We start from the raw sequence: 14,809 nt of genomic DNA on the forward strand, positions 1-14,809 counted from the left end.
TAGAGGATTAAATCATTACAACCCAAATAATAAGACCTAAATATGCATAATTTTCCTTGGTTTAAATTTTACCCTGAAAGCGTAGATTCTGAAATCAATGTGACTGCTTACAGCTCAGTGGTCAACCTTTTTGAAGAAAGTGTAAGCAAGTATGGTGATGCCATCGCCTATGAGTGCATGGGTAAAACCATGACATTCAATGAAATAGATCAGTATTCAAAGAAATTTGCTTCTTACCTTCAGAATGATCTCAATATGAAAAAAGGAGATAGGGTGGCTATTCAAATGCCAAACTGTCTTCAATATCCTGTTGCCTTATTTGGAACGCTCAGAGCAGGAATGGTAGTGGTAAATGCCAATCCGCTGTACACCTCAAAAGAGATGAAGCATCAATTTGAGGATGCCGGAGTGGATGCCATAGTGATTTTGGCAAATTTTGCGAATAACCTGGAAAAAATCAGACAGGAAATCAAAGCCAAGCATATTATCATCACTGAATTGGGAGATATGTTGGGCGGCCTAAAAGGAACGATTGTCAATTTGGTGGTCAAGCATGTGAAGAAAATGGTGCCTGCCTTTAATCTACCAAGAGCCATCAAATGGAAAACCATGATGGCAAAAGCAAATGCCTCCAAGTTTAGAATTGAGAAAATGACTTTAGCAGATACTGCTTTTCTCCAATATACAGGTGGAACAACAGGAGTTTCTAAGGGCGCTGAGCTGACACATGGAAATATTGTAGCGAATATGCAGCAAATATCTGCCTGGATGAAGCCGAAATTAAAGGAAAAAGAAGAGGTTGTCATAACTGCTTTACCCCTTTATCACATATTTGCCCTAACGGTCAACTGTCTTGCGATGATGAAAATTGGGGCCCACAACGTACTGATTACCAATCCCAGAGACATGCCTGGTTTTATCAAAGAATTGGCTAAGCATAAGTTTACAGTGATTACTGGTGTAAATACCTTGTTCAATGGATTGATGAACAATGAAGCTTTTGCCAAATTGGATTTCAGTCCGCTTAAAGTAGCTGTTGGGGGCGGTATGGCCGTCCAAAAAGCAACAGCCGAAAAATGGGAAAAGATTACAGGTGTACCATTGGCAGAAGGTTATGGATTAACTGAAACCTCTCCTGTGGCGACATGCAACCCAATTGATGGTACAGAAAGGATAGGAACAATCGGTATTCCACTTCCCAATACGGATGTCAAGATCATTGATGATAATGGTAATGACCTATCTATTGGAGAAAGGGGTGAACTTTGCATTAAAGGTCCTCAAGTGATGAAGGGATATTGGGAAAAACCAGATGAAACAGAAAAAGTCATGGAAGGTGACTGGTTCAAAACCGGAGATATTGCCATCATGGATGACGATGGTTTCATCAAAATTGTAGACAGGAAAAAAGAAATGATTTTAGTATCTGGCTTCAATGTCTATCCAAACGAAGTTGAAAATGCCATCGCTCTACATCCAAAAGTTTTGGAAACAGGTGTAATTGGCATGCCTGATGACAAATCAACCGAAAAAGTGGTAGCATATGTTGTCCCTAAGGATAAATCCGTAACAGCAGAGGAAATCATTGCACATTGCAGGGAAGAGCTTACCAATTATAAAGTTCCTAGAGAGGTTTACTTTGCTGATGAATTACCCAAAACTAACGTGGGTAAAATTCTGAGAAGAAAGATCAAAGAAATGCATGAAAAAACTGTCTCGAAATAAACTTAGATAAAAAATGGCCATCCACAGAGGTGGCCATTATTTTTTAATATGCCACTTGTATAAATTCTTTATTATGAAGGGATTTTACCTGAATTCTTAGTATTTTTTCAAACACTATTTTCTGAAAATATGGTTTACGACTACATCATCATTGGAGCTGGTTCTGCAGGTTGTGTTCTGGCCAATAGACTATCGGCTGATCCCAATATCTCAGTTTTACTTCTAGAAGCTGGCATCAAAGATAGGAAAACTGAAATCCATATTCCAGGAGGCTATTCACAGCTTAACCGTTCTGAGGTGGATTGGGCTTTTTGGACCGAACCACAAGTACACCTAGATGGTCGCAGAGTTTTTATCCCAAGAGGAAAAGTTTTAGGTGGAAGCAGCAGTACAAATGCGATGGCCTATGTTAGGGGAAATAAAGCTGATTTTGATGAGTGGGCTTCTTTAGGTAATGAAGGTTGGTCCTACGAAGAAGTTTTACCCTATTTTACCAGATCTGAACATAATGAAAATTTTGAGGGTTCTTATTACGGAAAAAACGGTCTTTTAAATGTTGCGCATTCTTCCGAACCTCATCCTTTGGGAAAAGTTTTTATAGATTCCTGTGTAGAAAAAGGGATTCCTTTTAACCCTGAATACAATGGAAAGGAGCAAATGGGAGCGTCTATGCTTCAGTTTACCATTAAAAAAAATCATCGCCATAGCACTGCCACTGCTTTTCTGAAACCTGTGTTGGATAGAAAAAATTTACATATCAGAACATCCTGCAGGGTATCCAAAATCATCATTGAAAATCAACAGGCCAAAGGGGTAGAAGTCATTCATAAGAATGGCAATAAGGAGGTTTTTGATTGTAAAAGGGAAGTGATTTTAAGTGCTGGGGCTTTGCAATCCCCACAGATTTTGATGCTTTCTGGAATAGGTGATCCTCAGTATCTGGAAAAGTTTGGTATTCCTGTTCAGCATAACCTCCCGGGAATTGGTAAAAACCTGATAGATCATGTTTGGTCCGGTGTAACCGCCTGGTCCACTGTTCCCACAAATAATGATATAATGAAGCCATTCAATCAGATCAAAGCTTTATTGAAGTTTTTGTTTTTCAAGAAAGGACCTTTGGTCAATGGACCGTTGACAGCCAATGCATTTTTGACATCTAAAGAAGGTTTGGACCGACCTGATCTTCAATTTCATTTTGCTCCTTGTGGTGTTAGGGAGGATTATAGTACAGATATTTATGACCTTAAAACCTATCCCAGAAAAAGTGGCTTGGGGCTTTTGGTCATTTTAATTAGACCTGAAAGCAGAGGATTTATAGGTTTAAATTCAGCAAATCCTTTAGACGCCCCTTTGATCCAGCCCAATTTACTTTCTGATTCAAGAGACATGGAGGTTTTAAAAAAAGGAATACTGAAGGCTAAAGAAGTACTTGAGGCAAAGGCTATAAAACCCTACCATAACGGGCAGATATATTTTCCCAAAAAATTCGATGATGCCAGTTTGGAAGAACATATTAAAAAAAGTCTGGAAACCCTTTACCATCCGGTGGGAACATGCAAAATGGGCAATGATGACATGGCAGTAGTAGATGAAAAATTGAAAGTTCGTGGGATTACTGGACTTCGGGTTGCAGATGCTTCCATTATGCCCACGATTATTTCAGGAAACACTAATGCTGCCTGCATCATGATCGGTGAAAAAGCTTCTGATATGATACTGGGAAAATAAATACCGCAAAATACCTTAAGGATTATCGATAATGAGGACGCATCTAAGGATTGAAACCGGGTTTTAGATGAGGATTCTAAAACCCTATTCCTCTCTCATAAAATAGACCTCAGCAATTTTACCATTTTTGATCTTATAGATGGCTATTGCTTTAACCGGAGGTTCTGATTTGTTAATAGTTACTTCCTCTTGGTCAATGACTGTATTTCCCATGACTATCCTGTTGACTAACCTACAATGAAGGTCAGGAGTTCTGGAAAACATTCTACCATACAGTCCATACATTTCATCACGTCCCTGATACATCAATTGATCAGGAAAGTTGAATACCTTTACATCTTCAGCATAGGGAAGAATAAAAGCTTCAATGTCCCGATTATTGTAGGCATCAAGCTGTTCTTGAGCCAGCTTCTCTGAAATAACCTCTATATTTTTCTGTGCTTTCACCTGTCCAAATAAGAAAAAAACAAGCAGCGCTATAAGATTTTTATACACGTCTTTTGTCCTCCTGCCAATTTTGAATTGATTGTTTGATTTCTTTAGCTGAAAGCTTTTCGGTTACAGCTCTATCCATTAACGGCAATAACTCTTCAATTGCTGCAAATCTGAGCGCAATTATCTGAGAAAGCCTGAGATTCTTTTCAGTTTCCTGAAAAGATTTACCGGTAAGTTCAAAATATCTTTGACGCATTTCCAATCTGATTATCCTATCCTGATTTTTCAAGGCATATATCCTGGACAATAAAGGCAATAAAATCAAAATAATCGCACCGATTAAATGGTAGATTTCCATGGAAATACCTTCCCCAATTCTGATGGCTTCACCCAAATTGGTTAAACTCCAAATCAGGTAAACCAAGGTCAAAGGGGTTATTACAAAATGATGAAGTGGATAATAGCGGGCATGATTTTTAAAGTTTTGCATAAGGTGTTTATTGTTCAAAATATAATGAAATTTAACTTTCAACAGACCATTTGTCAAAATAGTTGTTGATTGGGAAATGTTTTTCATAATTTTCTGAGTATTAAAATTTAATTAATGAAAATTCTCAAATCAGACCTAAGCCCTGCAAACATGATTAGCAAATATCCAATGAGCATATTTTGGATTTTTTTTGGGATTTCGTCCATATTCGGATCTTGTACCCAAGACTACACAGTGAGAACTGAAATCCTCAAATGGAAAGATGGAAAAAAAGCAGCTGTTTCCCTCACCTATGACGATGGTACACTAAATCAATTTAGGGTAGCCTTGCCTATCATGGAAGAGTTTGACATGAGAGGAACATTTTACATCAACACTGGGGAAATACCTGGCCAGAAAAACGAGGCCAAATATCTTGGAAGAGATCCAAAAATAGTGATTGATGCAACAGCAAGCATTCCTACCAATCTGGAAAACTATTTTGAAAGGGCAGGATTGATCAGATTCTTGGACATACCTGGTGCAGTTTCTTTTCATGATAGAAGTGGTGCTACCTACGAACAGGGTAGAGTGGAGGAAGCTTATAGGGTTTTGGATGAAGGATATGAACTGGCCAGAAAATTAAAAACCATCAATTTAATTCCACCCCAGATTATAGATGGCCCCATGATTGGCTGGGATGAGTTGAGAACATATGCGGCTAGGGGACATGAATTTGGGGTGCATACTATTTCCCACCCCAGATTGGCTGTTTTAGATGAAGAAAACCTGCTGTTTGAATTGGAAAAATGTGCTGAGGATATTGAGCGGGAGTTGGGGAAAGCACATCTTTTTTCAGCAGAGTGCCCATTTGGAACCGAGAATGAAAGGGTAATGGAATATGCTTTAGACCTCTTTCCGGCTACCAGAAACAGGATGCCTGAACCTTATTTAGAGGAAATCAACAGGTCAGGTACTTTTGATGTCAAAAAGGATTACCAGAAAGAGTATGTTCAATTTCAGAGAGGCCCACTTTCAAGAACAGATCAGGATTTGATGAAATCCTGGATTGATGATATTATCACCAGAAATGATGTGTGGTTGGTCCTTGTTTTTCATGGTATAGAGGGTATAGGCTGGGAAGCCATTTCAGAAGATAGAATACGGGATTATTTTACCTACATAGCTTCTAAGTCTGAGGATGTTTGGGTAGCGCCATTTAGAGAGGTGACCAAATATATGCGGCAAAGGATGGCGTCTGAAGTAATGCTACAGGTAGCCTCGAATGAAATTAAAATAGAACTAAAATCCGATTTGGATCCGTATTGGTATGATCAACCATTGACCCTCAAAACATACTTCGATATGGCTTGGGAAAAAGTAAAGCTTGTTCAGGGAAATGAGGAAAAAGAGTTGGAAGTGCAGCAGGATGAAGGTGGTCAATATGTGCAATATGATTATCAGCCTTCCAAAGGTTCCTTGATTTTAAAGTCCATATAACCTTATGAACTTTGGAATCCGAAGCTATATTCAATAACTTCGTGCTTTTAACCAAATTAGAAACATGGATTACAACAAACTGGACGAAGACTTAGCTGCAATTGTAGAAAAAAGAATCGCTTTGAGCAAAATCTCCTATGCGGATGAAGCTTACGATGACATTGAAGAGGAATTACATGATTTGGAAGATGACTTTAATGAAGATTATGGCGACGAATTGGAAGACATCTTAGAAAAAATCTACAACCAACTCAAATCTGACAATGAGGTGCTTTTGCCCTCTGCGTATCTCGCCAATGAATACCATACCATGATGCCTGATGCAGCTGGAAAAGTAACTTATGAAGTAATTGGAAGAGAGGGTGTGCCGGTTGAATCAGAACAGTTTGATAAAATGGACGTGAGATTGGTTTTGGTTCCAAATCCTGCCAGATTTGTCTTACAGATTAATGGGAAATCAATGAAAGACCTTTGGGTTGCTAAAAAATAAAAATATAATAATCAGGTTGTCATATATTAAGGCCGAAACTTATAATATATGACAACCTGAAAATCTTTGTTAAATCAATTAAAACCTAGTTTTTTTCTTACTTTTTCCAGAATATGACTTGCTTCTATTCTGGCTTTAGTCTCTCCTTCGGAAAGTCTCGCCTCTAACTCTTCAGGGTTGGACATATAATAATTAAATAACCTTCTTTCTTCAGCATATTTGCTCAGGATCAGTTCCAAAAACTCCTTTTTGGCATGTCCGTACCCGAAGTTACCTGCAAGATATCTATCCCTCAAAGTTGAAGTCTGTTCTGCACTGGCAATAAGTGAATAAAGTTTGAACACATTACAGGTATCTGGATCTTTAGGTTCTTCCAATGGTGTAGAATCGGTCACAATGCTATTGATATTCTTTTTGAGCAATTTTTCAGGAAGAAAGATATCTATAAAGTTGTTGTACGATTTACTCATTTTTTGACCATCTGTGCCTGGGATGATCATCACATCTTCAGAAATTCTTGCTTCCGGAATAGTGAGAATTTCCTCTTCCATCCTGTGATTGAAGGAGCTGGCGATATCCCTGGCCATTTCCAGATGTTGCAATTGATCTTTTCCAACCGGGACAATATTGGCACTGTATAAAAGGATGTCTGCCGCCATCAATACAGGATAAGTAAACAGACCTGCATTTACATCTGCCAAGCGATCAGATTTATCCTTGAAGCTATGGGCATTGGCCAACATGGGGAAAGGCGTGAAGCAACTCAGGTACCAAGTAAGCTCTGTCACTTCAGGAATCATGGACTGCCGGTAAAAAACAGTTTTGCTGATATCCAGCCCGAATGCCAACCAAGCGGCTGCCACTGCCAAAGTATTTTCTCTCCTCATGTCCCCATCTTTGATGGTGGTCAAAGAGTGTAAATCAGCAATGAAAATAAAGGATTCGTTATTGTCTTTTTTGGTCAATTCAATCGCCGGAACGATAGCACCCAGAATATTTCCCAGGTGTGGTCGGCCAGAACTTTGTATTCCTGTCAGTACTCTTGCCATTTGTCTAAAATTTTGGCGCAAAATAAATAATTCAGGGTACAATTCGCTCGATTTTTCACGTTATTTGCCCATATGAATAAAAGTAAATACACGGTAATTTCAGTTTTCCTGCTCCTTCTTTTGAGTTTAAGCATTGAAGCACAGACACTTGACAGGAAGACATTGACTTGGGAAAGAAAAACAATCAATATAGGCGCTGTCTTGGAGGAAAATGGACCAGTTGATGTTGAATTTTATGCAGTCAATCTCCACGAAGAAAAAATTGCAATCACCGATATTATCACAGATTGTGGGTGTACCACAGTGGATTTTACCAAGGACAGCCTAGAAAACCAGAAAGTAGCATCTTTAAAGGTGAAATTCGATCCTGACCATAGAGGCGGTGAATTTTCAAAAGTAATCATCGTCAGGACTACAGAAGATATCTATGGAGATACACTTTATTTAGAAGGTATCAATATGCCTATTCCTGATAATATCGAAATGGCTTATCCTCATAGGCTTGGTGTTCTTGGATTTAGACTTTCTTCTATCAATATGGGAAATGTTTTGACCAATGAACCTAAAATCAAGTATATAGAAGTACATAATTTTGGTCAGGACACTATTCACTTGAATAAAGATCAAGAACATTTACCCGACCATCTTCAGGTAAGATTGGAACCCGAATATTTAAATCCCGGAGAAAGAGGACTGATGATTTTCACCTATGATGGTACACTAAAAGGTGATTTGGGTTACTTAGAAGAATCCGTAGCCATAAAGTTGGAAAGTAGTGAAGAAAAGATCAGCTTGAAATTAATAGCAGTTGTATTTGAATACTTCGAACCTGTCCCGAAAAGTATGGAAAACCTTGTGCCAAGGCTGGGATTTTCTGAATCTGATATTGACCTGAAAGATATATCTTCTAGCAGAAAAGTGGAAAGATCAGTTACTTTGATCAATATGGGACAAGAACCATTAGAGATCAGAAAAGTAGTGTCGAATTGTCCTTGTCTGACGATAGAACTAGATGAAAGAAGGATTGAAGCCGGTCAAAGAATACAGTTAAAGTTTGAATTTGACCCAAAAGGAAGGAGGGGAATTGACCACAAACACATCACGCTATTCACAAATGACCCTATCAACCCAGTGAGGACAATTATTATAAAAAGTACGATAAAATAGAACGTAAAAGCCATTTTTTCCGTTTAATTGGTATGGTTGTTGATCTTCTATATTTATGAAAATAGGAGATTGAACAAATCTGATCACCAATTATTTTATTTATTTCTAACTTAAAAACGACAAGACTATGAGTTCTACGAAGTTTATTTTAGGTGCACTGGTAGGTGCAGTTGTAGGTGTACAAATCGGTATATTGGTTGCCCCGGACAAGGGTGAGAATACAAGGAAAAAAATCTCTAAAAAGAGTGGTGAATATTTAGATGACGTGACGGGTAAATTGAATCACTTCTTTGACAATCTTACAAAGAAAGTTTCTGATGTCAGCAATGAAGTGGATAAGCTGGCTAAGAAAGCAAAAGCTGAAGTTGACCGTGTGGCGAAATAAAAAAATTTAACTATTCATCTTAGAAATAAGGGAGGCTATTTGTCTCCCTTTTTTATTTAATCATGGAAGAGGAGGCGAGTTTCTGATACATTTTCAAAACTTTTAGGTAAAAATACCCTGATCGGGGTATTTTACATACTTGAAAATATATTTAACTTACGAAAAATTGTTATTGACCTTTTAATTTGATAACCCTAGGTATATGCCGACTGAAGCGATTTTACCAAACACGGAACTTTCTTCTTTTGTTAATGGATATTTTTTGATTGATATCGAAAACTCAGATGATGAGATTCCTATTAGAACTTATGAAAGTGGGATTTCATTAGGTATTCCTTTTGGAAAGCCTTTTAAATTCCATATAGGTGAACCTGAACTGGATGAAAAGGACAATCCAATTTATCATGATTTTGATAAGCCTTTTTTATTTTACAATGTCACAGGCGAAGATACTTTTTGGGTAAAAGGAGATGCAAGGATGATTTTCGTGGTATTTACCGAATTAGGATTACAATTGTTTTTAAATGACAAAAACCCCAAATATGAGGAGCATTTATTTCCCTTGAGTAGATTGGGTATTCCTATTTTTAACTTGATGGTGAAAAGAAAATTAAGATATAATCAGGATAATCATTCTGGAATTCAGATTATTGAAGATGAATTGAAAAGATTTTTCAAAAAGTTTCATATGGAAGAAAGTCATGAAGAAGAATTTGACTTGGACACCGACTTTCCATTTGTACCATAAGAAATATTTGAAGTCTGAAATTAGTGTTCTTTGCTTTTGGTGAACAGGTCATACACTTTTAAAGAGTATGGGGTCTGTTATGGGTCATTTGACTTGCTTTTACAAATATCCAATAACTTACCTATTAAATGATTGAAGTTTTTGGTGAATATTCTTCAAAATAAGGACAACTAAATATTTTCTTTATCCTTATTATTCTTCTTCAATTTATACAATAGGTGAGGTAAAGGATGATTTTAATGGTTTTATTTTTACTGAAACAGGAGTATGTTACAGGAATTTTTTCTTCCCGCACCAATACTTTCAGAGGTAATCACAGGTTATCTTTTTTATGAAGGTAGTAATGAGTATCCCGAACATGTGGATTTATATGAAAACAGTATCAGCATAGGAGTCCCTTTGGGAGATCCTTTTAATATCATTGTGGGCAAAAACCTCAATGATATCGGAACATTTGTAGTTACGTTTAATAAACCTCTTCTCATTAATGGAAAACAAAAGCAAACGCATATTTGGGTAGAAGGCGAGTACAAATTATGTATGGCCATTTTTTCTCCCAAGGCCCAGAAGAAAATCCGCGAATATCTACAAATAGAGGAATTTTTGAACTTATGCCCGCTCTGTAGGACGGAATTGAGTTTGTTCAACTTGGCCGTCAGAAATAAATTGAGAAGAAATGAAAGCCCGGAAACAGCACTTCCGATAATTGAAAATGAGTTGGTAAAATTTTTCAACAAACTACCTTCCTAAAAGGACCAGTAAAAGAATTAACACCATTATAACTCAATTAAAAACCCATCTTTTCAATTGGAAAAGTTATTATTTTCAATATTAACTTTTAATAGTAGCATTTATTCTTTAAATATAGTGCGAAAAACTCAATAATGCTTAAATCACTCATTTCCATCATTCTACTTTTCCTCTTCGGCACTATGAGTATGGCCAATGAAAGCTTTATTTCATCTGTAAAAGTTTCAGATAAAGAAGATTATTCATTGGGAAATCAGATTTATTACTTGGAGGACAAAGGAGATCAAGATTTTAGGTCAGCATTTCAATCTTTTAAAAATGGATTATTTGATAGTTTAGGCAAAAGCAACATATTCAATAAAGGGTATAGCACCTCCAAGTGGTGGTTTGCTTTCAATATTGAAAACGAATTAGATGAGGAAAATACCGTCATATTCAGCCCAGCAAGTTCTTCATTAATGAAAGCCACTTTGTATATAATCAACAATGAAGGTAATCTTCAGACATCAAAAATTACTGGGTATAACCTGAATGAAAACAAGCGGAATTTAGAATCAAGATTGAATGCCTTTACTATTACCCTTAAACCAAGGGAAAGAGTCACTTTATTGTTGGAAACAGATTCAAGAGGAAGAAGTACCTACATTCCTTTTTTTCTGGACAGCCCTGATTCCTTTTGGGTATTCGAAGTGAACAGAGCGGCATTGTTTGGGGGAGTCAGTACTGTGTTAACCTTTGCATCACTTTTTTCTATTATACTGTTCTATTTCTTAAAAGAACGAGTATATATAGTTTTCACAGCCTATATCATGACCTGTTTGTTACTTATTTTGGAAGAAGATGGCTATGCTTATGATTGGTTTTATGGAGAAAGTTTTTCCCAGTTCTCGTTGATTGGAGTTCCATTTTTCGGGCTATTGTCCTGTGCATTTTTATTGAGGTTTAATTTGTTGTTTTTCGAATCTAATTTGGCTGATCAAACATTGTATCGACAATCCATAATCTTTTACAGATTCAGCTTGGTTTGGTGCATTTTTCTAATGCTTAGTTTGGGAATTGATGAGCAATATTCATTAAAATTTACCTTAAATTGGACAGCACAGTTCTTTGGTGTTTTATGTCTGATTTTTGTTTTTTTAGTCAATATCAACCAATTAAAAAATAAGTCAAATGTATTTATCATGTTTTTGAATTTGTTTTTGGTTTTTGGCTTGTTTTTCTATTTATCAAACAATCTCGGATTTACTTCATTTAATCCATTCAATCCCAATGGCCTGGTTCTAGGGGTACTCATTAATATAATAGGTTTCAGTATGCTAATAGGCTATCGTTTCTATTTGGCCAGAAAGGACAAAGAAGAATTGGTCAGGAAGATAGCTGAAAATGAAAAACAGTATTTGAAACAAATATTTCAGGTTCAAGAGGAAGAAAGACACAGAATTGCCAGAGATCTTCATGATGATTTGGGCGGATTGTTGGCCATGATCAAACTCAAAGTGGAAGACAGTGAAAACAAACTCCAAAACGCTAGTGATCCTGTAAAGAAAGGCTTACAGGATACTGTTGAAATGTTGGAAAAAGCATCCCATGATATCCGGTTTATTGCCCATGAACTTCTTCCAACGGAAATTGAAAAAAAAAACTTACAAGAGCTCATCTCAGATTTGGTAGAGGTAATTGGAAAACAAAACAAATTGAAGTTCAACTTTAACAGTGGGGAACTACCTGAACTTTCTAATTATATGAAAAGTAATTTGTTTAGAATTTTGAAAGAGCTTCTTAATAATATAATCAAGCATGCTAAGGCCACAGAAGTGGAAATAGAGGTTTTTCATGATGAAGAAGATCAGGAAGTCAAATTGATCATCAGCGATAATGGAAAAGGATTTGATTATATGAAAGTCCAAAGTGAAAACATAGGAATGGGATTAAAGAACTTAAAAACCAGACTGAAACACTTAAATGGTAAAGAGGAAATTAATAGTGGGCCTCTAGGAACGACAGTAGTCATTTGCGTTCCTGTTTATACTGAGAAATTGGCAAAAGGATGAAAAAGGATAAGATCATCATTGTAGATGACCATGAGATATTTTCAAATGGTATAAAGCTTATATTGGACAGTAATTTGAATGTTGAAGTAACCCAGCATTTTGATAATGCTTCAGATGCCATGATGTATTTCAAAAATGGAGGGGCTGCTGATTTAGTAATGTTGGATCTGTATATGCCGGGAATAAGCGGATTCGAGTTTTTGGAATTTATCCAGGAACATGGATTGGAATTAAAGATTTTAGTGGTCAGCATGCAATCTTCCGATGCCAATGTCTCACTATGTAAAAAATTAGGTGCTCATGGGTATATCCGAAAAGACAGTTCTTTAAAAGAAATGATTCTGGCAGTACAAGAAGTACTGAGTGGAAAAAAGCATTTTCCGATGACTGTAACAGGAACAAAGTCTGAATATAAGATTGAAAATGCTTTGGGTAGGCTGTGCAATAGCTATAAATTGTCAAAAGCAGAAACCAAAATACTGGATATGCTGCTCGAACAAAAAAAGAATAAGGAAATTGCGGAAGAACTTTTTTTGAGTCCCTTTACTGTCAAAACACACCGGAAGAATATTTATCGGAAATTCAAAGTATCCAGCTTGGCCGGAATAGTGGGATTACTAAAGGGGGAGTTGGAGAAATAAATACAAAAAGAATTAAAAAGTATACTTTCCTTTTTTTCGATTTCAGTAAATTTTATATCATTCCGGTTTCCTGTAAATATTTTTAAATTAAATCTGATTAAATTTTTCTTTCATTCTTTTATAGCAAAGTTCACAGCATCGTTTCTACTTTTAAATTATTTGGAAATCAAGAGTATTTTTTGAAATAAAAATTTAATTCCACTAAAAACAAGTTTATAGCCATTTTCTATTTAAATTATTAAATAATGAATCATATAAATGACTTACTATAATTATTACATTTTTTTTTATGATAAAAAAACAATTTTTTTTAAAATATGTTTTTAATGATCGATAAAAAAAATTAACGTAATGCTTTTTTATGTAATTGAAATACATTTATTTAGTAGTGAGAAGGAATTTTTCAAAATTTCAACTTTGGATTTATCAAAATGCTAAACAGTAGTTTGAGTTAGTTTTTGAACAAGTTTTAAACCCTAGTAATATATGAAATCAAAAATTTTACCCAACATCTTGGCTTTGATCCGAATGATTCCGCTTTTGGGATTGATGCTGATAATAAGTCATTCAATTGTGGCACAAACATCCCCTGCCACGATCACCACGGACAAGGATGATTATGCTCCAGGTGAGACAGCCATTATTACCGGCACCGGATGGTTGCCCGGAGAAACGGTCGAGCTCGATTTCGAGCATATCGGTGATTTTATCCCAGATCATGAGCACGTATATAAATACGTTACAGCCGATGATGCTGGGAATATTTATTTTGAATGGTATGTAGATGAAAAAGAATTAGGAACAACGTTCCATTTAATGGCTAGAGGGCAGACTTCGGGTTTTTATGCTGAAACATATTTTACAGACGCAAATGTTAGATTTACTACAACTGGATTGCCTACAGGTCTGAACGTGACTGTTGCGTATTCAGGAACAGCACCTGGGAATAGTCCCGTTAACACGACAGTTTCATTTTCTACAAGCGGTTCTGGAAGTAGTTCAAATATAGCTCTTGTAGGAAATTTGATATTTTCATTTCCCTCAACTATTACATCAGGAGCTAACACTTATGAATTGACTAGTACTTCCCCTACATCCCCGTATGATGTACCAACTAATGGCTCATTAACCATATCAGGAAATTACATACTTCAATCAGGAGCAGATGGGTCAATTGCATCAATTTCTATTGGTTCACAATCTTCAGCAGTTGTCTACGGATCATCTGCTACTGTTGATTATAATGTCACCTCGTTAAGAGCTTCGAATGGTAATGTTAATGGTACTTATAGTGTAAGCGGGCTTCCTTCAGGAATTACAGGTGTTTTTAATCCTGCATCCTTCAATTCAACAGGAAGTAATGCTTTTCCAGGATCTACTTTGTCTTTGAGCGTTCCTGATAATATAAATGCAGGATCTTATCCTTTCACAGTAACACTTTCTGCCGGAAGCACAGGTTCTGCTTCAACTGATGGAATTCTAATCATCGAAAAAGCACCGACCACCACAGTGGTGACAATCAACGGCGGTCCGTTCACCTATACAGGTTCAGCGGTCACTCCTGCAACGGTAAGCGTTACAGGTGCGGGCGGACTTGACCTCAGCCCTGATCCGGTTTACGCAAACAATGTGAACGCGGGAACAGCAACGGCAAGCTACACCTATGCCGAA

14 protein-coding genes are annotated in these 14,809 nt (G+C 36.6%); 11 read left to right on the plus strand and 3 right to left on the minus strand.

Features of this window, described 5'->3' with window-relative positions:
- The first annotated feature begins 42 nt into the window (after positions 1–42).
- Together ACFFIP_RS09195 and ACFFIP_RS09200 are read left to right on the plus strand one after the other, a co-directional pair.
- Positions 43–1,725, plus strand: coding sequence for an AMP-binding protein (locus ACFFIP_RS09195; RefSeq protein ID WP_382387313.1), 1,683 nt, complete (start codon positions 43–45; stop codon positions 1,723–1,725).
- A 129-nt stretch (positions 1,726–1,854) separates the two neighbouring features.
- A complete protein-coding gene (locus ACFFIP_RS09200) occupies positions 1,855–3,453 on the plus strand; it encodes a GMC family oxidoreductase (protein ID WP_382387314.1) in 1,599 nt (532 codons plus the stop codon).
- 84 nt (positions 3,454–3,537) lie between these two features.
- On the opposite strand, the gene ACFFIP_RS09205 is transcribed toward ACFFIP_RS09200, so the two are convergent.
- Positions 3,538–3,948 (minus strand): nuclear transport factor 2 family protein, encoded by a 411-nt coding sequence (locus ACFFIP_RS09205; protein WP_382387315.1) that lies wholly within the window; start codon positions 3,946–3,948, stop codon positions 3,538–3,540.
- The gene (locus ACFFIP_RS09210; protein ID WP_382387317.1) at positions 3,941–4,378 is read right to left on the minus strand and encodes a DUF6526 family protein; all 438 of its coding nucleotides are present in this window, start codon (positions 4,376–4,378) and stop codon (positions 3,941–3,943) included. The genes ACFFIP_RS09205 and ACFFIP_RS09210 overlap by 8 nt, the downstream gene beginning before the upstream one ends.
- Positions 4,379–4,528: 150 nt before the next feature.
- Between ACFFIP_RS09210 and ACFFIP_RS09215 the strand changes: the two genes are divergently transcribed.
- Both ACFFIP_RS09215 and ACFFIP_RS09220 read left to right on the plus strand, forming a co-directional pair.
- Positions 4,529–5,857 (plus strand): polysaccharide deacetylase family protein, encoded by a 1,329-nt coding sequence (locus tag ACFFIP_RS09215; protein WP_382387318.1) that lies wholly within the window; start codon positions 4,529–4,531, stop codon positions 5,855–5,857.
- A 64-nt stretch (positions 5,858–5,921) separates the two neighbouring features.
- Positions 5,922–6,347, plus strand: coding sequence for a hypothetical protein (locus tag ACFFIP_RS09220; protein WP_382387319.1), 426 nt, complete (start codon positions 5,922–5,924; stop codon positions 6,345–6,347).
- 74 nt (positions 6,348–6,421) lie between these two features.
- Here ACFFIP_RS09220 and trpS read toward each other — a convergent pair whose 3' ends face one another.
- On the minus strand, positions 6,422–7,396 hold the full coding sequence (gene trpS / locus ACFFIP_RS09225; protein WP_382387320.1) for a tryptophan--tRNA ligase: 975 nt from the start codon (positions 7,394–7,396) through the stop codon (positions 6,422–6,424).
- A gap of 72 nt (positions 7,397–7,468) precedes the next feature.
- Here trpS and ACFFIP_RS09230 point away from each other — a divergent pair, with 72 nt between their 5' ends.
- From ACFFIP_RS09230 to ACFFIP_RS09260, 7 genes are all read left to right on the plus strand, one after another.
- Positions 7,469–8,563 (plus strand): DUF1573 domain-containing protein, encoded by a 1,095-nt coding sequence (locus ACFFIP_RS09230; protein WP_382387321.1) that lies wholly within the window; start codon positions 7,469–7,471, stop codon positions 8,561–8,563.
- 127 nt (positions 8,564–8,690) lie between these two features.
- Positions 8,691–8,948 carry a YtxH domain-containing protein gene (locus tag ACFFIP_RS09235; RefSeq protein ID WP_382387322.1) on the plus strand — a complete coding sequence of 86 codons (258 nt, stop codon included), beginning with the start codon at positions 8,691–8,693 and terminating at the stop codon, positions 8,946–8,948.
- A gap of 202 nt (positions 8,949–9,150) precedes the next feature.
- Positions 9,151–9,696 carry a hypothetical protein gene (locus tag ACFFIP_RS09240; protein WP_382387323.1) on the plus strand — a complete coding sequence of 182 codons (546 nt, stop codon included), beginning with the start codon at positions 9,151–9,153 and terminating at the stop codon, positions 9,694–9,696.
- 267 nt (positions 9,697–9,963) lie between these two features.
- Positions 9,964–10,446: a hypothetical protein gene (locus tag ACFFIP_RS09245; RefSeq protein WP_382387324.1), complete on the plus strand. Its 483-nt coding sequence runs from the start codon at positions 9,964–9,966 to the stop codon at positions 10,444–10,446.
- 134 nt (positions 10,447–10,580) lie between these two features.
- Entirely contained in the window at positions 10,581–12,497 is a 1,917-nt protein-coding gene (locus ACFFIP_RS09250; RefSeq protein WP_382387325.1) for a sensor histidine kinase, read from the plus strand.
- Positions 12,494–13,138 carry a response regulator gene (locus tag ACFFIP_RS09255; RefSeq protein ID WP_382387326.1) on the plus strand — a complete coding sequence of 215 codons (645 nt, stop codon included), beginning with the start codon at positions 12,494–12,496 and terminating at the stop codon, positions 13,136–13,138. The genes ACFFIP_RS09250 and ACFFIP_RS09255 overlap by 4 nt, the downstream gene beginning before the upstream one ends.
- A gap of 486 nt (positions 13,139–13,624) precedes the next feature.
- Positions 13,625–14,809, plus strand: a 1,185-nt coding sequence (locus tag ACFFIP_RS09260) for a hypothetical protein (RefSeq protein ID WP_382387327.1), incomplete at its 3' end; no start/stop codon positions are given.

The sequence above is a fragment of the Fontibacter flavus genome, assembly GCF_042432905.1.
GTDB classification, from domain to species: domain Bacteria; phylum Bacteroidota; class Bacteroidia; order Cytophagales; family Cyclobacteriaceae; genus Fontibacter; species Fontibacter flavus.

Coding starts and splice junctions, on each gene's coding strand:
- ACFFIP_RS09195 (WP_382387313.1), top strand. CDS start 43: ATGCATAATTTTCCTTGGTTTAAATTTTACCCTGAAAGCGTAGATTCT.
- ACFFIP_RS09200 (WP_382387314.1), top strand. CDS start 1,855: ATGGTTTACGACTACATCATCATTGGAGCTGGTTCTGCAGGTTGTGTT.
- ACFFIP_RS09210 (WP_382387317.1), bottom strand. CDS start 4,378: ATGCAAAACTTTAAAAATCATGCCCGCTATTATCCACTTCATCATTTT.
- ACFFIP_RS09215 (WP_382387318.1), top strand. CDS start 4,529: ATGATTAGCAAATATCCAATGAGCATATTTTGGATTTTTTTTGGGATT.
- ACFFIP_RS09220 (WP_382387319.1), top strand. CDS start 5,922: ATGGATTACAACAAACTGGACGAAGACTTAGCTGCAATTGTAGAAAAA.
- trpS (WP_382387320.1), bottom strand. CDS start 7,396: ATGGCAAGAGTACTGACAGGAATACAAAGTTCTGGCCGACCACACCTG.
- ACFFIP_RS09230 (WP_382387321.1), top strand. CDS start 7,469: ATGAATAAAAGTAAATACACGGTAATTTCAGTTTTCCTGCTCCTTCTT.
- ACFFIP_RS09235 (WP_382387322.1), top strand. CDS start 8,691: ATGAGTTCTACGAAGTTTATTTTAGGTGCACTGGTAGGTGCAGTTGTA.
- ACFFIP_RS09240 (WP_382387323.1), top strand. CDS start 9,151: ATGCCGACTGAAGCGATTTTACCAAACACGGAACTTTCTTCTTTTGTT.
- ACFFIP_RS09245 (WP_382387324.1), top strand. CDS start 9,964: ATGTTACAGGAATTTTTTCTTCCCGCACCAATACTTTCAGAGGTAATC.
- ACFFIP_RS09250 (WP_382387325.1), top strand. CDS start 10,581: ATGCTTAAATCACTCATTTCCATCATTCTACTTTTCCTCTTCGGCACT.
- ACFFIP_RS09255 (WP_382387326.1), top strand. CDS start 12,494: ATGAAAAAGGATAAGATCATCATTGTAGATGACCATGAGATATTTTCA.